The 25,608-nt window shown below is 54.9% G+C and carries 20 protein-coding genes, 2 tRNA genes and 3 pseudogenes; 12 read left to right on the top strand and 13 right to left on the bottom strand.

Translation table 11 applies throughout. The annotated features are described in order from the left end of the window. Positions 1-48: 48 nt before the first annotated feature. Positions 49-1,011, bottom strand: a complete 963-nt coding sequence (locus tag FW764_RS26790; protein WP_446436516.1) for a zinc-binding dehydrogenase — start codon at positions 1,009-1,011, stop codon at positions 49-51. A 138-nt stretch (positions 1,012-1,149) separates the two neighbouring features. On the opposite strand from FW764_RS26790, the gene FW764_RS26785 reads away from it, so the two are divergent. The 4 genes from FW764_RS26785 (at position 1,150) to FW764_RS26770 (ending at position 9,085) form a co-directional block, all read left to right on the top strand. After that, positions 1,150-3,231 (top strand): carboxy terminal-processing peptidase, encoded by a 2,082-nt coding sequence (locus FW764_RS26785; RefSeq protein ID WP_446436515.1) that lies wholly within the window; start codon positions 1,150-1,152, stop codon positions 3,229-3,231. Between the two features lie 116 nt (positions 3,232-3,347). Next, the gene (locus FW764_RS26780; protein ID WP_446436514.1) at positions 3,348-4,847 is read left to right on the top strand and encodes a GGDEF domain-containing protein; all 1,500 of its coding nucleotides are present in this window, start codon (positions 3,348-3,350) and stop codon (positions 4,845-4,847) included. Between the two features lie 283 nt (positions 4,848-5,130). After that, entirely contained in the window at positions 5,131-5,946 is an 816-nt protein-coding gene (locus FW764_RS26775; RefSeq protein ID WP_446436513.1) for a Hachiman antiphage defense system protein HamA, read from the top strand. Further along, positions 5,936-9,085, top strand: coding sequence for a DEAD/DEAH box helicase (locus FW764_RS26770; protein ID WP_446436512.1), 3,150 nt, complete (start codon positions 5,936-5,938; stop codon positions 9,083-9,085). The genes FW764_RS26775 and FW764_RS26770 overlap by 11 nt, the downstream gene beginning before the upstream one ends. A gap of 70 nt (positions 9,086-9,155) precedes the next feature. On the opposite strand, the gene FW764_RS26765 is transcribed toward FW764_RS26770, so the two are convergent. After that, positions 9,156-9,983 (bottom strand): hypothetical protein, encoded by an 828-nt coding sequence (locus tag FW764_RS26765; RefSeq protein ID WP_446436511.1) that lies wholly within the window; start codon positions 9,981-9,983, stop codon positions 9,156-9,158. A 94-nt stretch (positions 9,984-10,077) separates the two neighbouring features. On the opposite strand from FW764_RS26765, the pseudogene FW764_RS26760 reads away from it, so the two are divergent. Next, a pseudogene (locus FW764_RS26760) lies at positions 10,078-10,518 on the top strand (diguanylate cyclase domain-containing protein); the annotation flags it as partial. Here FW764_RS26760 and FW764_RS26755 read toward each other — a convergent pair. From FW764_RS26755 to FW764_RS26740, 4 genes are all read right to left on the bottom strand, one after another. After that, a complete protein-coding gene (locus FW764_RS26755) occupies positions 10,515-10,886 on the bottom strand; it encodes a hypothetical protein (RefSeq protein ID WP_083359279.1) in 372 nt (123 codons plus the stop codon). The pseudogene FW764_RS26760 and the gene FW764_RS26755 sit on opposite strands and share 4 nt — an antisense overlap. Beyond that, positions 10,883-11,221: a helix-turn-helix domain-containing protein gene (locus tag FW764_RS26750; RefSeq protein WP_446436510.1), complete on the bottom strand. Its 339-nt coding sequence runs from the start codon at positions 11,219-11,221 to the stop codon at positions 10,883-10,885. The genes FW764_RS26755 and FW764_RS26750 overlap by 4 nt, the downstream gene beginning before the upstream one ends. Positions 11,222-11,313: 92 nt before the next feature. Further along, positions 11,314-11,772 (bottom strand): YkvA family protein, encoded by a 459-nt coding sequence (locus FW764_RS26745; protein ID WP_446436509.1) that lies wholly within the window; start codon positions 11,770-11,772, stop codon positions 11,314-11,316. A gap of 448 nt (positions 11,773-12,220) precedes the next feature. Continuing rightward, complete coding sequence (locus FW764_RS26740) at positions 12,221-12,961, bottom strand: FKBP-type peptidyl-prolyl cis-trans isomerase (RefSeq protein WP_446436508.1); 741 nt, start codon at positions 12,959-12,961, stop codon at positions 12,221-12,223. Positions 12,962-13,208: 247 nt separating this feature from the next. Between FW764_RS26740 and FW764_RS26735 the strand changes: the two genes are divergently transcribed. The 3 genes from FW764_RS26735 (at position 13,209) to FW764_RS26725 (ending at position 16,478) form a co-directional block, all read left to right on the top strand. Next, a complete protein-coding gene (locus tag FW764_RS26735; RefSeq protein ID WP_446436507.1) occupies positions 13,209-15,020 on the top strand; it encodes a di-heme-cytochrome C peroxidase in 1,812 nt (603 codons plus the stop codon). A 29-nt stretch (positions 15,021-15,049) separates the two neighbouring features. Next, positions 15,050-16,180 (top strand): catalase family protein, encoded by a 1,131-nt coding sequence (locus tag FW764_RS26730; RefSeq protein ID WP_446436506.1) that lies wholly within the window; start codon positions 15,050-15,052, stop codon positions 16,178-16,180. A 169-nt stretch (positions 16,181-16,349) separates the two neighbouring features. Further along, positions 16,350-16,478 (top strand): hypothetical protein, encoded by a 129-nt coding sequence (locus tag FW764_RS26725; RefSeq protein ID WP_446436505.1) that lies wholly within the window; start codon positions 16,350-16,352, stop codon positions 16,476-16,478. An 89-nt stretch (positions 16,479-16,567) separates the two neighbouring features. Here the strand turns inward: FW764_RS26725 and FW764_RS26720 are convergent. The 4 genes and pseudogenes from FW764_RS26720 to FW764_RS26705 all read right to left on the bottom strand — a co-directional run. Continuing rightward, positions 16,568-16,825: pseudogene (locus tag FW764_RS26720) on the bottom strand (LysR substrate-binding domain-containing protein); the annotation flags it as partial. An 83-nt stretch (positions 16,826-16,908) separates the two neighbouring features. Beyond that, a pseudogene (locus FW764_RS26715) lies at positions 16,909-17,124 on the bottom strand (IS4 family transposase); the annotation flags it as partial. Between the two features lie 140 nt (positions 17,125-17,264). Then, positions 17,265-17,341 (bottom strand) — tRNA-Asp (locus FW764_RS26710). Between the two features lie 19 nt (positions 17,342-17,360). Next, positions 17,361-17,436 (bottom strand) — tRNA-Val (locus FW764_RS26705). A gap of 159 nt (positions 17,437-17,595) precedes the next feature. Between FW764_RS26705 and rdgC the strand changes: the two genes are divergently transcribed. From rdgC to sugE, 3 genes are all read left to right on the top strand, one after another. After that, positions 17,596-18,516, top strand: coding sequence for a recombination-associated protein RdgC (rdgC, locus tag FW764_RS26700; RefSeq protein ID WP_446436504.1), 921 nt, complete (start codon positions 17,596-17,598; stop codon positions 18,514-18,516). A gap of 153 nt (positions 18,517-18,669) precedes the next feature. Next, on the top strand, positions 18,670-19,635 hold the full coding sequence (locus FW764_RS26695; RefSeq protein WP_446436503.1) for a bile acid:sodium symporter family protein: 966 nt from the start codon (positions 18,670-18,672) through the stop codon (positions 19,633-19,635). Positions 19,636-19,740: 105 nt separating this feature from the next. Then, positions 19,741-20,055 (top strand): quaternary ammonium compound efflux SMR transporter SugE, encoded by a 315-nt coding sequence (gene sugE / locus FW764_RS26690; RefSeq protein ID WP_207041528.1) that lies wholly within the window; start codon positions 19,741-19,743, stop codon positions 20,053-20,055. 40 nt (positions 20,056-20,095) lie between these two features. On the opposite strand, the gene FW764_RS26685 is transcribed toward sugE, so the two are convergent. The 3 genes from FW764_RS26685 to FW764_RS26675 form a co-directional block, all read right to left on the bottom strand. After that, positions 20,096-21,970, bottom strand: a complete 1,875-nt coding sequence (locus tag FW764_RS26685; protein WP_446436502.1) for an MFS transporter — start codon at positions 21,968-21,970, stop codon at positions 20,096-20,098. A 67-nt stretch (positions 21,971-22,037) separates the two neighbouring features. Then, positions 22,038-23,186, bottom strand: coding sequence for a TDT family transporter (locus FW764_RS26680; protein ID WP_446436501.1), 1,149 nt, complete (start codon positions 23,184-23,186; stop codon positions 22,038-22,040). A 114-nt stretch (positions 23,187-23,300) separates the two neighbouring features. Beyond that, a complete protein-coding gene (locus FW764_RS26675; protein ID WP_446436500.1) occupies positions 23,301-24,488 on the bottom strand; it encodes an MFS transporter in 1,188 nt (395 codons plus the stop codon). 91 nt (positions 24,489-24,579) lie between these two features. On the opposite strand from FW764_RS26675, the gene FW764_RS26670 reads away from it, so the two are divergent. Beyond that, on the top strand, positions 24,580-25,125 hold the full coding sequence (locus FW764_RS26670; RefSeq protein ID WP_446436499.1) for a TetR/AcrR family transcriptional regulator: 546 nt from the start codon (positions 24,580-24,582) through the stop codon (positions 25,123-25,125). Positions 25,126-25,608 lie beyond the last annotated feature (483 nt).

The following is a 25,608-nucleotide window of genomic DNA, read 5'->3' as shown; positions in this document are numbered from 1 at the left end:
GATCGGGAGCAAGCCCCCTCCCACACCGGATTACATTTCAACTTGAGATCAGACCAAGCGCTCGTCAATCACCAACACCAATTTCCCGGAAATCTGGTTGCTCGCCAATTCGGCAAAGGCCGCCTCGGCATCCTTGATCGGGAAGGTCTTGGCCAGTTGCGGGCTCAAGCGCCCCTCAGCAAACAGCGGCCATACATGCTGGTTTAAGTCACTGAACAAGTCCGCCTTGAACTGATCACTGCGGCTGCGCAGGGTTGAGCCGAGCAACTGAATGCGCTTGCCCAGCACCTGCGCCAGGTCGAGCTGCGCGTCGCGCCCGCCCATCAAGCCGATCAACACCCAACGGCCGTCCAGGGCCAGCAGCTTGAGGTCCAGCGCGGCATAGTTGCCACCCACGGGGTCGAGGATCACGTCAAACGGCCCGAAATCGCGCAGCCCTTCAATCCCGTCAGTACGTACAACGCCGCCCTGGGCGCCGAGTGCTTGGCAGTATTCCAGGCGCTCCGGCGAGCCGACGCTGACCCAGCACGGGCTGCCAAACGCCTTGCATAACTGGATAGCCGCCGAGCCCACGCCACTGGCACCGGCATGCAGCAAGACTTTTTCACCGGGCTGGAGGCCCGCCAACTGGAACAGATTCAGCCACGCCGTGCTGTACACCTCAGGCAACGCCGCCGCTTCGCTCAGCGACAAGCCTTCCGGCACCGATAGCACATGGCGCGCGTCCACCACCACTTCTTCGGCCATGCCGCCACCGGCCAGCAACGCGCAAACGCGATCACCGACATGCCAGGACGACCCCGGCCCCACTTCGCTAATCACCCCGGCACACTCCAGGCCCAGCACGTGGCTGGCACCCGGAGGCGGTGGATAAAGCCCCGCACGCTGCAACAAATCGGCGCGATTAAGGCCCGCAGCCGCCACACGAATGCGAACTTGGCCTACATCGCAGGTAGGACTGGGTTCTTCCAACCACTCCACATGACCTTCAACGCCTTGCAATGCTTTCACAGTGCCTCCATAGTGAGTCTGGACTGAGCCCGTAGCTGTAGCGCCGGGCTTTTTGCATTATGCGACCGGATCATATGGAACCGGCTCCCTCAAAGACGGCCTAATATGCGTTATCAATTGCCCCCGCGTCGAATCAGCATGAAGCATCTGTTCCCCAGCACCGCCCTCGCTTTTTTCATTGGTCTCGGCTTCGCGTCGATGTCGACCAATACGTTCGCAGCCAATAGCTGGGACAGCCTTCAGCCTGATCGCGATGAGGTGATTGCCAGCCTTAACGTCGTCGAGTTGCTCAAACGCCATCACTACAGCAAGCCGCCGCTGGACGACGCTCGCTCGGTGATCATTTACGACAGCTACCTCAAGCTGCTGGACCCGTCGCGCAGCTACTTCCTGGCCAGCGATATCGCTGAGTTCGACAAGTGGAAGACCCAGTTCGACGATTTCCTCAAAAGCGGCGACCTGCAGCCTGGCTTCACCATTTATAAGCGTTACCTGGACCGCGTCAAAGCGCGTCTTGACTTCGCCTTGGGTGAGTTGAACAAGGGCGTCGACAAGCTCGACTTCACCCAGAAGGAAACCCTTCTGGTGGATCGTAAGAACGCGCCTTGGCTAACCAGCACCGCCGCCCTTGACGACCTGTGGCGCAAACGCGTCAAGGACGAAGTGCTGCGTTTGAAGATCGCTGGCAAAGAGCCCAAGGCCATTCAAGAGCTGTTGACCAAGCGCTACAAGAATCAGCTGGCACGTCTGGACCAGACCCGCGCCGAAGATATCTTCCAGGCCTACATCAACACCTTCGCGATGTCCTACGATCCGCACACCAATTATCTGTCGCCAGATAACGCGGAAAATTTTGATATCAACATGAGTCTGTCGCTGGAAGGCATCGGTGCCGTCCTGCAAAGCGACAACGACCAGGTCAAGATCGTACGTCTGGTGCCGGCAGGTCCGGCCGACAAAACCAAGCAAGTTGCCCCGGCCGACAAGATCATCGGCGTGGCTCAGGCCGACAAAGAGATGGTCGATGTGGTCGGCTGGCGCCTGGACGAAGTGGTCAAGTTGATCCGTGGACCGAAAGGCAGCGTGGTGCGCCTGGAAGTGATTCCGCACACCAATGCCCCGAACGACCAGACCAGCAAGATCGTGTCCATCACCCGTGAAGCGGTGAAGCTCGAAGACCAGGCCGTGCAGAAGAAAGTCCTCCACCTCAAACAGGATGGTAAGGACTACAAGCTGGGCGTGATTGAAATCCCGGCCTTCTACCTGGACTTCAAGGCGTTCCGCGCTGGCGATCCGGACTACAAGTCCACCACCCGCGACGTGAAGAAAATCCTGACTGAGCTGCAGAAGGAAAAAGTCGACGGCGTAGTCATCGACCTGCGCAATAACGGCGGCGGCTCCCTGCAGGAAGCCACCGAGCTGACCAGCCTGTTTATCGACAAAGGCCCGACCGTGTTGGTACGCAACGCTGACGGTCGTGTCGATGTGCTGGAAGACGAGAACCCAGGTGCCTTCTACAAAGGGCCGATGGCGTTGCTGGTCAACCGTCTCTCGGCCTCGGCTTCGGAGATTTTCGCCGGCGCCATGCAGGACTACCACCGTGCACTGATCATCGGCGGCCAGACCTTCGGTAAAGGCACCGTGCAGACCATTCAGCCGCTTAACCATGGCGAACTCAAGCTGACCCTGGCCAAGTTCTACCGCGTTTCTGGGCAGAGCACCCAGCATCAGGGCGTGCTGCCGGATGTCGACTTTCCGTCAATCATCGACACCAAAGAAATCGGCGAAAGCGCCCTGCCTGAAGCCATGCCGTGGGACACTATCCGTCCTGCGATCAAGCCGGCGTCGGACCCGTTCAAACCGTTCCTGACACAGTTGAAAGCTGACCATGACGCTCGCTCCGCGAAGGATGCCGAGTTCGTGTTTATCCGCGACAAACTGGCCCTGGCCAAGAAGCTGATGGAAGAGAAAACCGTCAGCCTCAACGAAGCGGATCGCCGTGCGCAGCACACCAGTATCGAAAATCAGCAGCTTGTGCTGGAAAACGCCCGCCGCAAGGCCAAAGGCGAAGACCCGCTCAAAGAGCTGAAGAAAGAAGATGAAGATGCACTGCCGGCCGAGCCTGAAAAAACCAAACCGGAAGACGACGCCTACTTGGCCGAAACAGGCCGGATCCTGCTGGATTACCTGAAAATCAGCAAGCAGGTGGCCAAGCAGTAAATGATGGCAATTTAATGCGATCACTCCTCGGAGTGTCATCATATAGACATCATTCTGTCGTGAAATGAAGGACCGCAGGCTTATAGCCTGCGGTCCTTTTTTTGATCGAGATCGCCATGACCATGACCGAACAGCTGAATGCATTGGGCTCTATTCTGGCTCAAGGCAGTTTACACAGCCTGTTCCAACCGATCATTTGCCTGTCAGAGCGGCGTATTCTCGGCTACGAAGCCCTCAGCCGCGGCCCCTCCAACAGCCCACTGCACTCCCCCGTCGCCCTGTTCGCGGTCGCCAGCCAGGCTGGGCGCCTCAGCGAATTGGAAATGGCCTGCCGCGAAAGTGCCTGTCGGCGCTTCAGCGAACAAAAACTGCCGGGCAAGCTGTTCCTGAACATCTCGCCGGAATCCTTGATGGAAACGGCACACCAACCGGGGCGCACCCTGCAACTGCTGTGCGACTTAGGCATTCCACCCAGCCAAGTAGTAATAGAACTCACCGAGCAAACCCCTACCGACGACTTCTACTTGCTGCAAACCGCACTGCATCATTACCGCAACATGGGCTTTGCCATCGCCTTGGATGACTTAGGCGCCGGGTATTCCAGCCTGCGCTTGTGGTCGGAGCTGCGCCCGGATTACGTGAAAATCGATCGGCACTTTATCGACGGCATCCATCAGGACGCGCTCAAGCGCGAATTCGTCGGCTCTATCCTGCAGATCGCCAAGGCATCGCGCGCTCAGGTGATTGCCGAGGGCATCGAGCTGGTGGAAGAACTGGCGGTGCTGACGGAGATGGGCGTTGACCTGGTCCAAGGTTATCTGCTTTGCCGCCCGCAGGAGCAGCCGCCTCAGGAAGCGCGCCTGATGCTGCCCAAGCAAGACCACGCCAACCTTACCCTCAGTGATGAAGGCAGCGACCTCAGCGCCCTGCTCAACGAACAACCGGCGGTGGATCAGGACACCGCCACCGCTCAAGTGCTGGAGTCTTTCCGCCGCCAGGCCAACCTCAACTCCTTGGCAGTGCTTGACGGGCGTGGCCACCCGGTTGGTATCGTGCACCGGCATTCGCTATCGGACGCGCTGCTCAAGCCGTTTGCCACCGACCTGTTCGCACGCAAGCCCATCAGCCGCCTTATGAGCGATGACTTTTTGGCGGTGGAATTGAGCCAGTCCCTGCAACAAGTCAGCCGCCTGCTAACCAGTCGTGCACGGCAACGGATCGAGGAAGATTTCATCATCACGCTCAATGGCGACTACCTGGGGCTGGGCCGGGTGATTGATGTGCTCAAGCTGATCACGGAGGTTAAAATCCAGCAGGCACGCTATGCCAACCCGCTGACGTTACTTCCGGGTAACGTGCCGATCCAACAATGCCTGACGAGGCTGCTGCAGCAACAACGAGAGTCAGTGATCTGCTACGTGGATATCGACAGCTTCAAGCCGTTCAATGACCTAAAGGGATTTCACTGTTTAAAATTTATCGACGTGCCTAGCCCTACGTCTACCCAAGACCGTGAGCAAGGGGCCATCGCGGATAGATCAACACAATTAAGGATCACGATAGATTTTCCTCCCACCTCATATACTGATGGTGATCCCTCTCCTGAAAAGAGGTAGATGACCGCGAGATAGTGCTTGCAGGCATATAGACATCACCACCCTCCCCTGAAAGCTGCCTTCCAAAATTTCTACGCTTCACCATGATCAAAAAGCAACAATACAAGTGGCTAATCGACATCAGACAAAATTTAATATAGGGTGAGCTTAGATAAAATCTTAGGCTAGTAATGGAGTACTACATGCTTAAAAACACATCAAACATACCAGACCCTTTGTATTTTAAGCCGCATACCAATAATAAACATCGGCATCCATCAAAAAATTACAAGGCCAAATAAATATGGCCTTCCCATTGGGCTACCTTAATTGGCTCCAAGATACTGGTGCCGCACTAACAACTAAAGATGGAGTCCCTGTCCAAGTATTCGAACTATTACATACGACGGATAATGGCATACTCTCTGAATGGGCCAAGCACTTTAGAAATCAGTACTGTAGTGATTCAGATATCGACTTCCTAAGAGAAGCCACTGGGAAAAGCAGAACAGAATACTTAGATGACTTAAAGTTTCCAACTGAAAAAGGAGGATTCGGCCCCGGAACCAGATCCGGTGATTTTGCCGAAATACTTGTATCAGATTACCTAGAATACGTTTCAAACTATTGGGTTCCTCGAACAAGGTACGATAGAAAAACAATTAGGAACGAGTCGACTAAAGGCTCCGATGTACTAGCATTCAAAATGTTGTCCCAGACAGACTCCCCTAACGACTGCTTAGCAATGTATGAAGTCAAAGCTAAACTTTCCGGTAAAAAAGCGAATGCGAGACTTCAGGAAGCTATAAACCACTCAGGTAAAGATAATCTTAGAAAAGCGGAGTCGCTCAATGCCATAAGGCAGCGATTCTATGAAGCGAAAAATATTCAAGATGCACAAAAAATTGGCCGCTTCCAAAATCCAGCTGACAGGCCATATAAAGATATTTATGGAGCAGTAGCTCTCTACGAAAGTGTTATATACGACCCATTAGAAGCTTCTGTATCAGATACGTCTGAGCATCCTAATAAGAGTTCAGTTTCGCTAATAATCATAAAAAGCAAAGACTTTATGACCCTAGTAAATAGCCTCTATAAGCGAGCAGCTGATGAAGCCTGAAAAAGCATCGCGTGTTTTACTGGGTGTAACTCGCTCAAAAGCCAAAATGTACGAATACAACATACCGCCTGAGCACCACATTGAAACAAGTAGTGATCCTTCTCAATTACTAATACTCTCCATCGCAACACTTGGGGAAATCTGTTTAGCAATCAACTCGACAGATACACCTTCAGAAAGGCTGACCGAATTAAAAACGGATCTCCAGTTTTCGGCACAATTCTTTGACTCATACCTTCAATCCAAGCTTGACGAAGAAATAGACCCCTATTTAATTTTACTTGCATCTGCATCATATTATTTATGCGACCTACCCGGTAGTTCATCTGTTCTTATTAAAAAACTGCCTCCAACATGCCCATATCTAGACGCATCTCACTTAGAAGATCTATTGCACTGGCTGCTAGTAGGCGATTTTTCCATATATTTTACGGACGCGAGAGAAAAATACAAATCTAATATTATCGCACTGTCCTACTCAATCCTGACCTACTACAGTACCGGAGAAGGCCTCTCTAAAATCGAAACCGAACTGTCCAAGCTTAAAGCTAAAGCTTATGACATAGGTTCAGATAGAGAGCTACTATTTGCAGACGTAATTTGTGCAATCACTAATTTTAGACTAAAAAACTCCTCTTGGAGCTTACTCCCTCGTTACTCCGGCTTAGCAAAAGAAATCTGGATGAGCTATCTTAAAAAGGATGGCTCAATAAAAGAACTCTGGCCATCCCAACGCCTACTAGGGGAGAAAGGGATACTTAAAGAGTCATCAGCAATCATTCAAATGCCTACAAGTGCAGGAAAAACCAAGTCAATCGAACTTATTATCCGTAGTGCATTTCTATCGGCGAGAGCAAATCTGGTAGTTGTTGTAGCCCCATTCAAAGCCCTTTGCCAAGAAATAAGAAGTGAACTCTCAAGAAGCTTCGACGGCGAGGTAGTCAGCATTGATGGCGTCTCCGACGTACCGCAAATGGACTTTGCTGAATTTGATCTAGATGGTTTTCTAGACCTTGATTTTAACTCATTAGAAACGGACAGCATATTAGTCCTTACGCCCGAAAAATTGATGTATATACTGCGTCAATCTCCAGAACTAGCAGAAAGTATTGGAGTTGTAATCTATGATGAGGGTCATCAATTCGACAGCGGCCCTAGAGGCGTTACTTATGAGCTTTTACTTTCCTCCCTGAAATCTTTGATACCAAAAGAAGCTCAGACTATACTTATATCAGCAGTCATTAATAACTCACAAGCTATAGGCAGTTGGCTCAATGGCGAAGACGGAATAAACATCAACGGTACAGACATACTTTCAACTTACAGAACAGTAGCGTTTGCAAGTTGGAAAGATTCACTAGGCAGGCTTGAGTTCGTAGAACAAAACAACACTGATGAAAAAACTTTTTTCGTCCCACGAGTGATAGAAAAATATAAGCTTTCACGCAAACCGAGGGAGAGAACCGATAGATTTTTTCCTGACAAAGCAGATGGGAAAAGTATTGCGATGTTCCTAGGTTTAAAATTGGCATCTAATGGCAGCGTGGCTATATTTTGCGGTGTAAAAGCAGCCGTCTCAACCATTGCTAAAGTGGCAGTGGATATTTACTCGAGAAACCTATCTATCCCCAAACCAAGCGAATATTCAGATGAGGCCGAAGTCAAAAACTTACTAAACCTGCACACAATTCATTTGGGCATAGAGAGCGAAACGACGAAGTGCTCGAGTTTAGGCATTTACTCCCACAGTAGTAACACACCACAAGGTTTGAGAGTCGCAATAGAATATGCGATGCAGAAAAGCCTGATAAAATTTATTATTTGCACTTCTACACTCGCACAAGGAGTGAATCTGCCGATAAGGTATCTGCTCATAACGAGCATTTATCAAGCTGGAAAACCGATTAAAGTAAGAGATTTTCATAATTTAATCGGTAGGGCTGGTCGTTCAGGGATGTATACAGAAGGCAGCATAATTTTTGCCGACCCTGATATTTTTGATATGAAATCCTCTGACAAGGGACGCTGGAAATGGTCTGAGTTCAAAAAAATCCTTAACTTTGAAAATTCAGAACCTTGTACCAGCAGCATTTTGAACATATTAGAGCCTATTAGAAGCGTAGATGGAAAGCATCACTTCACCATCAGCCCCATAGATTATCTGAAAAACTATCTTAACTCTCCAAAAGTCTTCCTAGAACAATTAGCAGAAGCCGCTAAATTAAGGCCCGATTTAAAATTTACTATTGAAAGCGTCCTCGACCAAGCCGAACAGAAAGCGAATATCATAGCCTCGATAGAGGGATACTTACTGGCCCACTGGGATGATACAAAAGAAGTCTTTGGCGAAAACGGTGCTGTACATTTAGCTCAGCAAACATTGGCCTACAACCTGAGCAGCGAAGACGACAAAGAAACCATTCTGTCTATATTTGACATTATTGCGAAAAACATCGAAAACAATTGCCCTTTAGAAGTTGAAAGACGTGCATTTGGAAGAACACTCTTCGGTCTAACACAAGCTCAAGAAATAAAAGAATGGACAACATTTAATATTGTAGCACTCGAACAGTGCACTAGCGAGTCCGACGCATTAGACGTACTATGGCCGTTTATTTACTCTCAATCGAACAGCAAAGGAATCCATAAAATTGAGTCTCGCGACGACTTAAGGTCATTAGTGTCCGAATGGATAAAAGGGATTCCATACTACGCATTAAGGACTCATTTAGAAAAAGCAAACTCGAAGTTGATTTGGGGAACTCAGAGACGTGACATTACAAATGAGCACGTCATTGACGCTTGCGAATCTGGAATTGCGTATGATGGAACCTTACTAATAGGCTCTATAATCGAACTATTAAAACTCATAAAACCAGAAATCGATCAACAACTATTAGATAACTTATCGACATTACAGAAAAAACTTCGATACGGCTTACCCTCTATTGACGCGATTTTATTATACGAAATGGGCATCTCGGATCGTCACATTGCTCAGGTTTTATCGAGCGTTCTGGTCCAGTCCAATGATTCAATTAGCATTCGAATTAAAAACTCTGGAAAAGCTTTAACCAACTGCGTGAGCGACTTCCCATCATACTATCAAGATTTTATAAAAAGGACTCTTTCCAGCTGACTTGCCCAATACATCACCTAATGAGTAAATAGTGTCAGGCACTTTAGTGCCTGACGCCAGTATCACTACTTTATTTTTTACAATACTCAGTCCTAAATGAATACCCCTCCACACCTTCCTTTATAATTAAATAACGCCCATCCTCTCCCTTTATACCTCGTTCCTTCTCATCCAACGTACAGCTTGTAAATTTCTTACCCTCTAACAAGAACAATGAAAACGGCAATTGTTTATCCAAAAAACTATCATAGCCGCGAGCCCACTCCTGCCCCTCAGCCTTTACAAACCCAAAAAGCAATAAAAATGCAATGAAACGAGCAGCCAAAGTTGTCTTAGCAAGATAATTGCTAAAGATACTTCCGACAAAACTAAAGCATGGATTTTGAGCCAAATCCTTACCCATTACCAAAAACATAAAAATTATCGGAAGAAACACAAAACTCATAGTCATTAAAAAAACTGAAATACCCCACGCGAACAATGGAATCATTATCACCGTGAGTATCGCCTTCGTATATACAACTGATATGAAGTCTGCCTTCGTCACTATATTTATAGCATTCTCCGACAGTCCAAGGGCGATATTAGAAAGCAGGAAGTAGGCTATTAGCAAAAACGCCTTCCCTAAAGTAGCCTCCCAAATTCTCTTATAAACCATGATAAGATCAGAAGTAACTCCGAGCCCCAACATCAGCATTATAAAATACAAAATGTTAAGACCACTATCAAACCCGGCAAGCCGCATTACAATCACACTAAGTGCGATAGAGTAACCAAAAGCATATAGTTTTTGGCTCCTAGATGCTGTTGAGCAAAATACAGAGTTTTTATCCAGAAGCCACTTGGCGAAACGCTGAAGGCGAGTCAGTTTGAGATTGCAATCCTGCGTACTATTCAATTTTCAGTTCCATCCAAATTTTCATTGCCGCATTATCTTGAGCAGCGTCATAGAGACCTAAGGTCACAAGCTATTTTTTCACAAAACAGCATCCTTCAATGATATCTACGGCTACGGGCGCGGGGATGAGGTGTTGCTGTGCCTGGCGCAATGCCTGAACGACCGGGTAGACCCCAGCCGCGACTTTGTCGGGCACATCGGCGGTGATGACTTTTTACTGGTGCTCGGTCCGCAGGATTGGCGCAAGCGGCTCAACCAGTTGCTGGATGACTTCCATACCCAATGCCGACGCTTCTACCGCGCAGAACACCTCGATGCAGGGTGCTTCGTGGCATTGAACCGCCAGGGCGTTCGTCAGGAGTTTGCCTTGCTGTCACTGTCGATCGGCGTGGTGCATTTACATCCACAAGCCTGTTCACAACTGGATGCCAGCCAGTTGGCGGAGCTGGCCTCGCAGGCCAAGCACCACGCCAAGGACATCGCCGGCTATAGCATTCATGTGATCGACAGTCTCCAGGTACTGGCGCAGGCTTAGGCCTCGGCAGACTCCGGGTACTCGTACTCGAACACCCGCACCACTTCCGAGGCATGCCAGGATGCAGCGGCCACGCCATCGGATGGCCCGCTGAAACGCCCCAGGCGCTCTACACACTCGAAAAAACCGGTACGTGGCAGGCGACTGGCGCCCTGGCTGATCACCAGCGAGCTGCGCAACGGCTGCGAGGCTTTGGCGTCGATCGCGGCCAGATGCTCGAGGGCGGCGGCCAGGGTTTGCATGGCTGGCGTGGGAAACTGCAAGCGCTCCAGCAGCGCACGGTAGGTCAGCAAATGGCGCTGGCGGCGCGCCTGGTCCAGTTCGTTGAGTAACCCATCCCAGTGTTGACGACTGATACGTAGGCTCAAGATTCATCCCTCCAACCTGCCACACCCAATTCCCAGGCCAGGCTGCGACGTATGGCGGCATCCGGCTGGCGTTCACCACTCTCAATCAATCCCAGATACGAGGGGCTGATACCTACGGTGCGCGCCAGTGTTTCAATGGCCAAGCCCTTAGCTTCACGCAGCGCGCTCAGGTCCGCGAGCGGGCGCACTGCCTGATCGGGGGCGGGCTGAGAAGTAGAAGAAGGCGTTAGCGTAGGCTGTTGCTGACCGGCTGCTTTTAGTAGCGCCTGGTACTGTTCCCATGGCAAAACCGCATATTCGGGTTCGCCATCGCGTGAAATTATCTGAATATCCATGACTGCCCCGTAGGATAACAACACTCACTAAGTAAGCTCTTTCCTTAGGATTGTAATCCTAACAGCCACAAAGGTCGCAGGGGATAGCCGCGTCATGCGTTTTTTTGCGAGTTCTCCTGGGCCAGCAGCGCAGGCGTCGCAGGTAAGCGCTCAACCACCGCGAGCTTCTCCGGGCGCAGGGCGTCGCGCCACGCGCGAAAAGCGCTCAATTCGCCATCCAGGGTCTTCATGACCCATGCCAGCACCGCGATGTCGTCGAGCATACCGAACACCGGGATGAAGTCCGGGATCGCGTCAATCGGGCTAAGAAAGTACATCAGCCCCGCTACTACCGAGATCAACGCCTTGGGGCTGATTGCTCGGTACTCACCGCGCCAGTACGCCAAGCACAGAGCCTGGAGCAACTTGAGATCATCCTTGAGCTTACCCAGGCGGTTGCCTTGGCTTGAGCCTTTGGCGGCGACCGCAAACAGTAGGGTCGGCAAACGCCCACGGCCCAGCAAGCGAGCGGCCATGGGCAGGAATCGGGTGAAATTGAAGGGTGGTTTCATTCGTCACTCCAGTTCCAGGCGACTTAAAAGGTTATCCACACAAATTGTGGATAACCTTGTGAACAGAGCCTGTTTTATCAGCTGAAAGCCAGGGATTACAAGGCTTGCAGTCAGATCGGGCGTTTTTTGCGCACATAAAAAAAACCCAAGATTTCATTGACTTGGCGTTGATCTGCGGATACCCGTGCTCGAGTCTCATATCAGACTGTTTCAGCTTGCTGGGGTTCGTTTGAATTTGCAGAGGTTTCTACGAGCATCACCACGCTCTGCGTTGGAGTGCCGCCCCGGACGCTCCGCGTTTTGATGTCGGCACAAGGCTTAAATCCAGCAATGTATGACGCGAAGCGTCACAGGATGTATCCCACGCAAAGCGTGGGAACAATCATTTACCTTATGCCAGATACGACAACGCCCCGTCGAAACGGGGCGTTGTCAGTTCAGTTGCCGATTACTTCTTGGCAGCTGGAACCGCAGGTGCAGCAGGGGCGTCAGCTTTGGCTGGATCCTTGATACCCAGCAGTTCCAAGTCGAATACCAGCACGGAGTTGGCTGGAATCGCCGGGCTCGGGCTCTGAGCGCCGTAGGCCAGGTCGGACGGGATGTACAACTCGACCTTCTCGCCAACGTGCATCAGTTGCAGACCTTCGACCCAACCTGGGATCACGCCGCTGACCGGCAGGTCAATCGGGCTACCACGATCCACGGAGCTGTCAAAGGTAGTGCCGTTGGTGAGTTTGCCGGTGTAGTGAACAGTCACCACGTCGGTCGGCTTAGGCTGAGCGCCATCGGCTTTCTTCACGATCTTGTACTGCAGACCGGAAGGAGTAGTAACTACGCCGTCTTTCTTGGCGTTTTCTTCGAGGAATTTCTTGCCGGCGGCTGCCGACTCTTCACTCATTTTGGTCATACGTTCTTCTGCACGCTTCTGCAGTGCGGCAAACGCTTCAACCAGTTCGTCGTCTTTCAGCTTCTGTTCTTTCTTGCCAACGGCATCTTCGATGCCTTGGGCTACCGCTTTGGAGTCCAGGTCATCCATGCCTTCTTGGGCAAGACTTTTGCCCATGTTCAGGCCAATACCGTAGGAAGCTTTCTGCGCCGGGGTTTTCAGCTCTACGCTGGTCTGCGAATCACAACCCGCAAGTACCAGGCTAACCAGGGCCACCGCCGCCGCCAACCGATGCTGTTTCATGCTATTTCCTTGTTCATGCGCCAAAAGGGCAATCGAATAAAGTCGCGAGCTTATCAGGCGGCCACGACCAATGGCTACCGGCATGTGAGCAGGAAACTTCTGATAAGTTCACGTGTTTAAAAGCATTTTCATTCATTATGGAGGCCCGCGACGGATCGCGGGACTGCCTGCAACCAGGCTAATGGCCACTTGCTGCGACTATGGCGTAGTGGCATAACAACGCCACAACTCGACAAGGATAGTTATCTTGCGCATTTTTTCCCGTGTTTTGCTTCTGACACTGATAGCACTCGGCCTGCTCCTCGCCGTGGTGCTCTATTACACCGCCAACCCCAAGCTGCCGGACTACGTGCCCGTAGAGCAGGTGCACTACCAGGACCAATGGAGTGCCGCCGACCGCCAGACCTACTACTTCACGCCACAAGGCACTCAAGTAAAAGGCCTGCATTACGACTGGTTCACTGCGTTGGAACTGCCCTTCTCGGACCAGCGCTTTGCCACCCCCGACTACCTGGCGCGCTTCGGTTTTCTGGTCGACCCCAAACAACTCCCCAGCGTGCAAAACCCCGGCAACCTACCAGTAGGTTTCGCCCGGCACCAGAACGCTGGCAGCACGGTTGAATACCTGGATATCACCTGCGCCGCTTGCCACACCGGTGAGTTGCATTTCAAGGGTCAGGCTCTGCGCATCGACGGCGGTTCGGCCCAGCATGTGCTGCCTTCCAGCGTGCCCACCTTACGCGGGGGCAGCTTCGGCCAGGCGCTGGTGGCCAGTCTCGCCGCCACTTATTACACACCATGGAAGTTCGACCGCTTCGCCCATAATGTACTCGGCCACGACTATGATGATCACACCAAACAGCAACTGCGTCAGGACTTAAAACAGTCGCTGAACCAGTTCCTCAAAGTCGCCTGGAACGACACCCATCGAGGCCTCTACCCCACCGAAGAAGGCCCGGGCCGCACCGATGCGTTTGGCCGCATCGCCAATGCCAGTTTCGGCGACGCCATCTCCGCAGAGAATTATCGCGTTGCCAATGCGCCGGTGGACTACCCGCATTTGTGGGACATTTGGACCTTCGACTGGGTGCAGTGGAACGGTTCGGCCCAACAACCGATGGCGCGCAACATCGGCGAAGCCCTCGGCGTCGGTGCCACGCTGGACTTCTTCGACAGTGCCGGTCAGCCTCTTCAAGGCGAGGCGCGCTACCCTTCCAGCGTACGTGCGCGCGACCTCAACCTGATCGAAGAAACCCTGCAACGCCTCAAGCCGCCGACCTGGCCGGAACACTTGTTCGGCGCTGTCGACAAACCCCTCGCCGCTCAAGGCCGCGCATTGTTCGCCGAGAACTGCGCCGGTTGCCATGTGCCCGCCGTCAGCCAGGTCAATGGCCGCCCAGTACAACAACTTAAAATGCTCCCTGTGGAGTACATCGGCACCGACCCCGGCACCGCCAGCAACATCGCCGACCAGCGCTATGACCTCAGCGCGCTGCAATGGGACCCGGCGGAATTGGCCAAACTCAACGTCGAATTGCACCCCACGCCCACCGTTCCGTTGGACCTGCACAAAATGTCGGTGGCGCAAGGCTTGGCGTATGTCACCGCCTTCGTCGAAGACCACGCCTACCGCGCTGCCAACGTGACCCCGGCCGAGCGCCCAAGCCTGGACGGTTTCGGGCTGCCCATCGGGGTGCGCGAGTTGCGCGCGTATAAGGCGAGGCCACTGGCCGGTATCTGGGCCACGCCGCCGTTTCTGCACAACGGCTCGGTGCCAACGATCTACCAATTACTCTCGCCCCAGGACGAGCGCAGCACCTCCTTCTATAAAGGCACGCTCAACTACAACCCGCGCCACCTGGGCTTCGAGACGGGCGCATTCAAGAATGCCTTTTTGTTCAACACCACCCTCACCGGCAACCACAACAGCGGCCACGAATTCCGTGCTGGCAAGCGTGGCAACGGCGTGATCGGCCGCAGCCTGCTGCCGCAGGAACGCTGGGCGCTGCTGGAATACCTCAAAGTGCTGGGCGGCCCGCTGGAGCAACAGTTGCCATGATTATCCGATCGCAATACAAGGAACCTTCGATGCTCGTGCGTCTGTGGCTGCGCCTCGGCGCGTTTCTGGGTAAAACCCTATTGTGGCTGGTAGGCCTCGGACTGCTGGGCTGGCTGGCAGCCACTGCGTGGTTTGCCTGGCAACACAGCGGCGCGGTGTCGCCGGACGAACAGATCCCACCGGGTGAAGCGGCCATGACCCAGGGCATCATCCAGACGGCGGTGCGCATCGTCGATCAGCACCGCGAAGGCACGCGCTACCTGCGCGATGCGCATGCCAAGGCTCACGGCTGCGTGAAGGCCGAAGTCAGCGTGGTGGCGGGGCTCGACCCGGCATTGCGCCAAGGTGTGTTCGCCGAACCTGGCAAAACCTGGGAGGCCGTCATGCGTTTGTCCAACGGCAACGCCTACCCGCAGTTCGACAGCATCCGCGATGCGCGTGGCATGGCGATCAAGCTGCTGGATGTGCCAGGCAAACAGTTGATGGCCGACCAACAAACGCGCACCGAACAAGACTTTGTGATGTTCAGCCACCCGAACTTTTTTGTCAGCGATGTGGCCGAATACGCGCAGAACATCGGCGCCCAGGCTGACGGTAAAAAAGTGCTGGCGTTCTTCCCCACAGCCGACCCACGCAGTTGGCAAGTTCGCCACCTGTTTATCGCCCTGGCCACCCTGGCGCCCGCTCCGGCGAGCCCGACGCAGACGACGTACTTTTCGGTTTCGCCCTACAAATTTGGCGCGGCAAATGCCAAGTTTCGTGTGGCACCCGACCCACAGAGTTGCCCTGAATATGTGCTGCCCAAGCAGAATCAGGACCTGCCGAATTTTCTGCGCAGTGCACTGATCCAGCAACTGTCCACCGACCGCGTGCCGGCGTGTTTTGTGTTGCAGATTCAGCGGCAGAATCCTCAGAAATTCATGCCGATTGAAGACACCAGCATTGAGTGGAAAGAAAGTGATGCGCCTTATGAAACGGTGGCCAAGGTGCGGATTCCCGCGCAGGATTTTGATACGCCGGCGTTGAATCTCGCTTGCGATAACCAGTCGTTTAATCCTTGGTTCGGGGTGCAGGCGCATCGGCCGATCGGGGGGATTAATCGGTTGCGCAAGGCGGTGTATGAGGCTGTTAGTGACTATCGGCATAGCCGTAACTTATGAGGTTTGGACTGAATAAATATCCCTTACCTAAATAATGGATATGCCCGACCGCTCGCAAAAGACGCGTATAGATTCCAGGTTCCCCATAACGATTACGTCGTCCCTATTGAGCAACTAAACCACACACTTTACCGTCACTGCCTACCCCAAAAACCCGTAGGAAGTCATCGTGGAAAGTTCAACGTTAGGCATGCTCGTCCTGTCAATGATTGCGCTCTTCGGCACCACCGCGTTTTGCTTCGAGCACCTCGCCACCCGCGGCGAAAAGAAAAAGAAAACCAAAAAAGCTGATCACTGAAATCAGCAGAACCCAGTTTTTCAAGGGATACCCTACCCCGGGATGTCCCTTCTTTTCGTTCGTCTGGCCAATACCTATCCGCTGCCGATTCAGGGATGTGCAAAAAGACGTTCGGCAGCAACGTCCACAAACACACGGTTTTTTGGCGAGAGCTGCCGACTGGAGGGTCACAGCGCCCAGATCTGGCCCTGATCGTCGGAGTGCCCGTCCAACACGGCTTCCAGCTATGCTTGGGCCAACGCGTCGCTGGCCAGAAAGTCCAGCACGTAGGCAATACCATGGCCATCAATCGCAGCCCTGAGCATGGCTTCCATAGTGTTCAAGGTCAGCGCCGTGGGCAGGCGCAATTAATAGCGTTACCGAGCGATCCGGGATCTGTTGCAAAAACTCATCGGCCAAGCGCATTTCACTGCGCCGGTAAGGCCCTAATGTCGGCCCCTAGTCGCTTGCGAGCTTCAATGACGCCGCTTCGGGCCAACAACTGATCGGTGGGCAAACGACGCCGACGAATAGTGGCCTGACTGGATAGATCCCGCGCAGACGCAACCCACTCAATGGGGGTATTTTGAGTAAAGGTACTTAGGTCGCAGAAGTTGAAAAGGTCGCCGAGGTCGCCGAGGTCGAGCAGGTCCTGTTGAACAGGCATAAAAAATCCGATGCCAGAGGTCTGGCATCGGATTTTCGGATGAAGCCCGTTTTGGCTAAAATGCTTAAGTTAACAGCATTACGCTCAATGAACGGGCTTCTTGTGGCGACCTGGTGTTCAGTGGTCCAGGTAACCGAATATGGCGCAGCGGACGGGACTCGAACCCGCGACCCCCGGCGTGACAGGCCGGTATTCTAACCGACTGAACTACCGCTGCGCGTAACACATAAAACGAATGGTGGGTGATGACGGGATCGAACCGCCGACATTCTGCTTGTAAGGCAGACGCTCTCCCAGCTGAGCTAATCACCCTTCGCTTCGGTGTGGCGCGCATTCTACGGAGCGACCTTAAGTCTGGCAAGCACTTTCTTAAATCTTTTTTTTCAGCGCTTCCAATGGCTTAGGCAGGGTTGGCCTCAGCCCGGATCAAGAGAATAATGCCCTCCTTTGTATAAAGGAGAGACTCACCCCATGTGGTTCAAGAACCTGCTTATCTATCGCCTGACCCAAGATCTGCCTGTTGATGCCGAGGCGTTGGAAGCGGCCATGGCCACCAAACTCGCACGCCCGTGTGCCAGCCAGGAGTTGACCACTTACGGTTTCGTCGCCCCTTTCGGCAAAGGTGAAGACGCTCCCCTTGTGCACGTCAGCGGCGACTTCCTGCTGATCGCCGCGCGCAAGGAAGAACGTATCCTGCCGGGTAGCGTGGTGCGTGACGCACTCAAAGAAAAAGTCGAAGAGATCGAGGCCGAGCAAATGCGCAAGGTCTATAAAAAGGAACGCGATCAGATCAAGGATGAAATCATCCAGGCGTTCCTGCCGCGCGCCTTTATTCGTCGTTCGTCGACCTTCGCCGCCATCGCGCCGAAACAGGGCCTGATCCTGGTCAACTCGGCAAGCCCGAAGCGCGCCGAAGACCTGCTGTCGACCTTGCGTGAAGTGATCGGCACTCTGCCGGTTCGCCCGCTCACGGTGAAAACTGCGCCAACCGCGATCATGACCGACTGGGTTACCACCCAGAAGCCGGCCGATGAATTCTTCGTCCTCGACGAATGCGAACTGCGCGACACCCATGAAGACGGCGGCATTGTGCGTTGCAAGCGCCAGGACCTGACCGGCGAAGAAATCCAGCTGCACCTGACCACCGGCAAAGTCGTGACCCAATTGTCCTTGGCCTGGCAGGACAAATTGTCCTTCATGCTCGACGACAAGATGACCGTCAAGCGCCTGAAGTTCGAAGACCTGCTGCAGGATCAGGCCGAACAGGACGGCGGCGACGAGGCTCTGGGCCAACTGGACGCCAGTTTTACCCTGATGATGCTGACGTTTGGCGAATTCCTGCCAGCGCTGGTTGAAGCGCTGGGCGGTGAAGAGACGCCGCAGGGTATCTAAAGCCATGTGAAGATCAAAATGTGGGAGCCGGGCTTGCCCGCGATGCAGGCACCTCGGTCTTCAGTTAGATCGAGTTGACGCCATCGCAGGCAAGCCAGCTCCCACATTTGATTGCATTTGCACTTACGAAATCTAATAACAAGGACATCCCCCATGCGCGCACTCACCGCCTTGAGCCGCTTCGTCGGCAATACCTTCGCCTACTGGGTGTTGATTTTCGCGGTGCTCGCCTTCCTTGAGCCCGGCTGGTTCCTCGGCCTCAAAGGTGCCATCGTGCCGCTGCTGGGCCTGGTGATGTTCGGCATGGGGCTGACCCTCAAACTTGAAGACTTCGCCGAGGTCGCTCGCCACCCGTGGCGTGTGGCCCTGGGCGTGGTCGCACACTTTGTAATCATGCCCGGCGTGGCCTGGTTGCTCTGCCAGGCCTTTCGCCTGCCGCCTGAAATTGCCGTCGGCGTGATCCTCGTCGGTTGCTGCCCAAGCGGCACCTCGTCCAACGTGATGACCTGGCTGGCCCGTGGCGACCTGGCGCTGTCGGTAGCGATTGCCGCCGTCACCACCCTACTCGCCCCACTGCTGACGCCGGCGCTGATTTGGCTACTGGCCTCGGCCTGGCTGCCGGTGTCGTTCATGGAGTTGTTCTGGTCGATCCTGCAAGTGGTGCTGCTGCCGATCGTGCTCGGCGTGGTCGCGCAACGCGTGCTTGGCGGGCGGGTCCGTCATGCGGTGGAGGTGCTGCCATTGGTGTCGGTGGTGAGCATCGTGATCATCGTCGCGGCAGTGGTTGCCGCCAGCCAGGCGAAGATCGCCGAGTCGGGCCTGCTGATCATGGCCGTGGTGATGTTGCACAACAGCTTCGGCTACTTGTTGGGCTACTTCACCGGCCGACTGTTCAAGCTGCCGTTGGCGCAACGCAAGTCGCTGGCGTTGGAAGTGGGCATGCAGAACTCCGGGCTGGGCGCCGCGTTGGCCAGTGCACACTTTTCGCCGTTGGCGGCGGTGCCAAGCGCGCTGTTCAGCGTCTGGCACAATATTTCGGGGGCGTTGCTGTCGACTTATTTGCGCCGCATGAGCGAAAAGGATGATCACCGCGCACTGCAGAACACGCCAGAAACTTGATCGCCTGATCAATTTTCGGCACTCTACCGAGCGTCGCGGGGACGACCCCGCGACGCTGTACAGCGCTTATCAGGGGACGACCCCACTTTTAGAAGAGAGGTCATCATGTCCTGGATCATTCTGTTTTTTGCCGGGCTGTTTGAAGTCGGCTGGGCGGTCGGTTTGAAGTACACCGACGGTTTCAGCAAGCCGCTGCCGACCGCCCTGACGATTGCCGCCATGGCCGTCAGCCTCGGCCTGCTGGGCCTGGCCATGAAGGAACTGCCGCTGGGCACCGCCTACGCCATCTGGACGGGTGTGGGCGCAGTGGGCACGGTGATCGCCGGGATTATCCTGTTTGGCGAATCCATGGCGTTGTTTCGGTTGGCCAGTGTGGCGTTGATTATTTGCGGGCTGGTCGGCCTCAAGATCAGCGCTTAGGCACCCGATCTTTCCCACGCTCTGCGTGGGAAAGATCAAACTACCGAATACTCCCCCGCAACCCACCTACCCGCTCCTGCAACTGCGCAGGCGTCGCGGCCTCCACCGCAACAGGCTCACCGGCCACCAAGGTCACATGCGACCAGATGCGGTGAAAGAACCCCTTGTTCGGATCGCGACTGAAAAAGCTCCCCCACAACCCCTGCAAGGCCATCGGAATCACCGGCACCGGGGTCTCCTCCAGAATGCGCGTGAGCCCGCCACGAAACTCGTTCATCTCACCATCGGCGGTCAGCTTGCCTTCCGGGAAGATGCACACCAACTCCCCTTCCTTCAGGTACTGGGCAATCCGTATGAAGGCCTTCTCGTAGATCTGAATATCCTCGTGACGCCCGGCAATCGGAATCGCTCCGGCGGTGCGGAAGATAAAGTTGAGCACCGGCAACCGGTAGATCTTGTAATACATCACAAAGCGAATCGGCCGACGCACCGCGCCACCAATCAGCAACGCATCGACAAACGACACGTGGTTGCACACCAGCAATGCCGCGCCTTCCTCCGGAATCAGCTCAAGGTTGCGGTGCTCCACACGGTACATGGAATGGCTGAGCAGCCAGATCATGAAACGCATGGTGAACTCGGGGACGATCTTGAAGATGTAGGTGTTGACCGCGATGTTGAGCAGCGACACCACCAGGAACAATTCGGGGATCGACAGCTTGGCCACGCTCAGCAGCAGGATCGATACGATGGCCGAGACCACCATGAACAGCGCATTGAGAATGTTGTTAGCCGCGATCACCCGCGCGCGCTCATTCTCGGCGGTACGCGACTGGATCAGCGCGTACAGCGGCACAATATAGAAACCGCCGAACACGCCCAAACCAAGGATATCGAACAACACCCACCAGGCCTGGCCGTAACTGAGCACAGCCAGCCAGTCGTTGGCCTGGACGTTCTGCGGGAACCCGCCGGAGTGCCACCACAGCAGCAAACCGAAGACCGTCAGGCCAAATGAACCGAACGGCACCAAGCCGATTTCCACCTTACGCCCAGAGAGCTTTTCGCAGAGCATCGAGCCCAGCGCGATACCCACCGAAAACACGGTGAGGATCAGTGTTACCACGGTTTCGTCGCCGTACAGCCATGCCTTGGCGTAGGCCGGGATTTGGGTCAGGTAGATCGCGCCGACAAACCAGAACCACGAGTTGCCGACAATCGAGCGCGACACCGCCGGCGTCTGCCCCAGGCCCAGGCGCAAGGTGGCCCAGGACTCGCTGAAAATGTTCCAGTTCAGGCGTAGCCCTGGCGTAGATGCCGCCGCGCGCGGAATGCTGCGGCTGGCGAGGTAGCCCAGCAGCGCCACACCGACAATGGCCGTCGCGACTATCGGTGCGTAATGGGTAGACGACATCATGACCCCGGCACCAATGGTGCCAGCCAGGATCGCCAGGAACGTGCCCATCTCTACCAGGCCATTGCCACCCACCAATTCATCGTCGTGCAACGCCTGAGGCATGATCGAGTACTTCACCGGGCCGAACAGTGCCGAGTGCGTGCCCATCGCAAACAGCGCCAGCAGCATCAGTTCCAGGTGATTGAACAAAAAACCCGTGGCGCCGACGGCCATGATCACGATCTCGCCGACCTTAATCGCGCGGATCAGCGCGTCCTTATTGAATTTCTCGCCAAACTGCCCGGCCAGCGCCGAGAACAGGAAGAACGGCAGGATAAACAGCAAAGCGCACAGGTTGACCCAGATGGAGCGGTCTCCGTCGATGGTGAGCTTATAGAGAATGGCCAGGATCAGCGATTGCTTGAAGAGGTTGTCGTTGAAAGCGCCCAGTAGCTGGGTAATGAAAAACGGCAGGAAGCGCCGTGTGCGCAGCAAGGTGAATTGTGAGGGGTGGCTCATCGTCCGTGTTCCTGCGTGGCCTGTAGGCTGTTGTTGGTCTTCAGGCCACGACTTTACCTAATCCCGCTTACTTATTCCCTAGTCCAGCAATACAGGGTGATACAAAAAGCTCACCTTTATAGGCGCCCAGCACCGTGCGCGTGGCGACGATCAGCCACATCAGCGCCAAGGCCATCACCAATACGCAGCCAAACAAGCTGAAGAAAACCAGGTGCAGCACGCTCGCAAGCTTAAGCGTGGCCAAGGCATAGACGCCCAACGGGAAGGTAAAGCCCCACCAGCCAAGGTTGAACGGGATACCCGCGCGCAGGTAACGCAGGGTGATCAACACGGCGATCAGCATCCACCATAGGCCAAAACCCCACAGGGTGATGCCGGCCACCAGGCCAAGGCCATTGGCCATCTCGCCCACGCCTGGCAAGCCATTGGCCGCGAAGATCAACGGCGCGTCGCCACCCAGCAACAGCATGCCGAGGGCACCGGTACCGATAGGCCCGAGGGCCAGCCAGCTCGACGCGGCCATGTTGGCGTGAGGCAGTTTATGCAAGGCCATGCGCAGCATCAGGATGGTGAGGATGCTGAACGCCACCGGCAGCGAAAATGCCCACAGCACGTAGCTGGTCACCAACATCACCAGTTGCGAGTGCGCGTCGGCCAGGTGCGGCGCCAGCAGGCCACCGCTGGCGGCGGCGACTTCCGCAGCGACTACCGGCAACAGCCACACAGCGGTCATCTGGTCGATGCTGTGCTCTTGACGAGTAAACATCATGAACGGAATCAACACGCCGCACGCCAGGGCCATCGCCACGTCCAGCCACCACAAGGCCTCGGCCAACGGCACCACATCGGCGCCCCAGCGCGGCAGACCAAACAGCAGCAAGCCATTGATGATCGTCGCCAGCCCCATGGGAATAGTGCCGAAGAACATCGATACCGTGGAGTGCCCGAAGATTCGCCGCGCCTCGTGGAAAAACATCAGCCAGCGAGCCGCGTACAACACGCTGAACAGCACAAACAGGCCGATGGTGAACAGCCACAGCCCTTCGGCAATCGCTGGCAGACCGGGCAGATTGATCGGCAATTGGGCCAGGGCAAGAGCCAGCACGCCGGTGCCCATGGTCGCGGCAAACCAGTTGGGGGTGAACTGGCGAATCACTTCCCGTGGGCGGGTCAGATGACTGAAGGGTTTATAGGTAACGGTATTCGAGCACGGCATGTTGGTAATCCTCTTCCTCGCATGAGGTTGAGACCATCATAGAACCTGACCGAATATCTATATAACGGGTAATATCTCTAACTGTTATCTACTTTACCAATATATAGACGCTGGCTACGTCGCAACTTTGGCCCTTGCCGAATCCTGTAGCAGCAAACCGGCCAAGGCACTCAGGGCCAGCACGATGAGCACGGCGCCGTAGCCATCGCTGGTGGCGATCAGGCCAAACACCCGGCTCAGGTTACCCGCCAGCAGCGCGGGCACGCAGAACGCCAAATAGCTCAAGACATAAAACGCCGACATCAACCCCGCCCGCTCATGGGGCAATGCCAAGCTCACGATACTGCGCACACTGCCCATGAAACCGCCGCCGAAGCCCAAACCTGCTATCACACTGGCCGCGAAGAACAGCCACAGGCTGGCGCTCTGCACTGCTACCAGCAGCAACGCCACGCCCATCGCCAACAGCACCGCCGACAGGCGCATGACCTTGTCTGCCGCGCGCTCGCGCAGGCTGTAAATCATAACCGCACCGCTCAAGGTCACGACCGCAACCAGGCCGCCTCCGATCAAGTGCGACGTCGAGCCGGTTGCAGACCGCACCAGCGAGGGAGCCAAAGAGGAAAAGAACCCACCCAGTGCCCACACGGCCACATTCAGCGGCATCGCCAGCCACAAGGCCCGACGCGCTTGCGCGGGCACATGCAGGGTGGGCGCCAGCGACTTCAGAGCACCTGGAGCGCGGCTAACGGTTTCCGGCAAACGCCACACATAGAGCGCCTGCAGCAGCATCAAGCCCAGCAACGTGAAGTAAATCAATTGGGTCGGGCGTGGGGCGTATTCCACCAGTAAGCCGCTGCCCAAGGCGCCGCTGGCCATACCCAGTAGCGGCGCAAGGCTATTGAGCATCGGACCACGCAGGCGATCGGTGTCCAGCAGCGTTGCCGCCAGCACCGCCGTTGCCGTGCCAGTGGCGAAACCTTGCAGCGCTCGGGCGCCAATCAGGTAGGCGGTGCTGTCAGCGTTGATAAACAACAGCATCGACACACTATTGAGGATAAGTGCGACGAAAATCACCGGCTTGCGCCCCACGTGGTCCGACAGCGAACCCACGGTTAGCAGCGCCGCCAGCAAACTCACGGCATACACACCGAAGATTACCGTCAGCATCGCTGCGGAGAAATGCAGGTTATCCTGGTAAACCTGATACAGCGGCGTCGGCGCGCTGGACGCCGCGAGGAAGGTCAACATGGTGATGACCAGGAACACCAGGCTGGAACGTTGAGAAATGACGCTAGGCATGTGCACACTCCACTAAAGCTAATTTTTCGCTTTTGCAGAGTGTGCTACCGGTAGGCGCTTAAAGCAAATTCTTTGTGTTAAGGTTTTACGCATGGCGATTAAAGAAGGCCTTCGCCCGGGGGGCCGCAGTGCCCGGGTTCAAGAGTCAGTGCACAACGCCGCGCGCGAACTGTTGGAAGCCCATGAGCGCTCCAGCGTTACCGTGCCGATGATTGCTGCGCGCGCGGGTGTTACGCCCTCGACCATCTACCGCCGCTGGGGCGACTTGTCCGCCCTGCTCGCCGACGTGGCCTTGGAGCGCCTGCGCCCGGACACCGAGCCCGCCAACACCGGCACCCTGCGCGGTGATTTGCGCGCGTGGGGCGAGCAATACCTGGATGAAATGAGCTCTGAGCTGGGGCGCAACATGATGCGCGACGTGCAGTGCAGCCATCCCAAGGATTATTGCAGCAACATTCTGATGGGCCAGTTGCAGATTATTCTCGACCGCTACCAGAGCAGCATTAATGTGCTGCCGACGCTGGATCGGTTGCTGAATTTGATCGCCGCGCCCACGGTGTATCGCAGCCTGTTTGCCAGTGCGCCGTTGCCGGTTGAAGAACTGCATGAATTGATTGAGCTGGCACTGAAAGGCTAAGAGCCCAACACCGATAAAACTGTGGGAACTGGCTTGCCTGCGATAGCGGTGGGCCAGGTAACATTTCATCGCTGACATACCGCTATTCCAGCATAGGTATCTACGCAACTTTTTGTGTTGCTTTTAGCCTGTGATGGTTTAGGTAGATTGAGTACATATCCGTTGCTGCGGTAACGGCTTCGCAGGGTTCCGCTCTTACAGCGGCTCACTTTTGGAAAGACCCAAAAGTAAGCAAAAAGTCTTTGCCCCACCACTCGGTGCCTCGCCTAGGCTCGGCATGCCCTCACTCCGGCCATCGTGGTTTAACGGGGCGCCTAAGATCAAAAGCAAGAGCACGGCGGCCTAGTAGCCGACCTGAGTGGTTGAAGCAAAAGCAGGGCAACAGCACAGCAGCACACTCTCTGTCTGATGTACCGAGATCCAACTGTGGGAGCGGGCTTGCTCGCGAATGCGGTGGGTCAGTCCTGTCTCTTATACACATCT

Source organism: Pseudomonas sp. 1152_12 (assembly GCF_052850675.1).
This window is presented reverse-complemented; position numbering and strand designations above follow the sequence as displayed.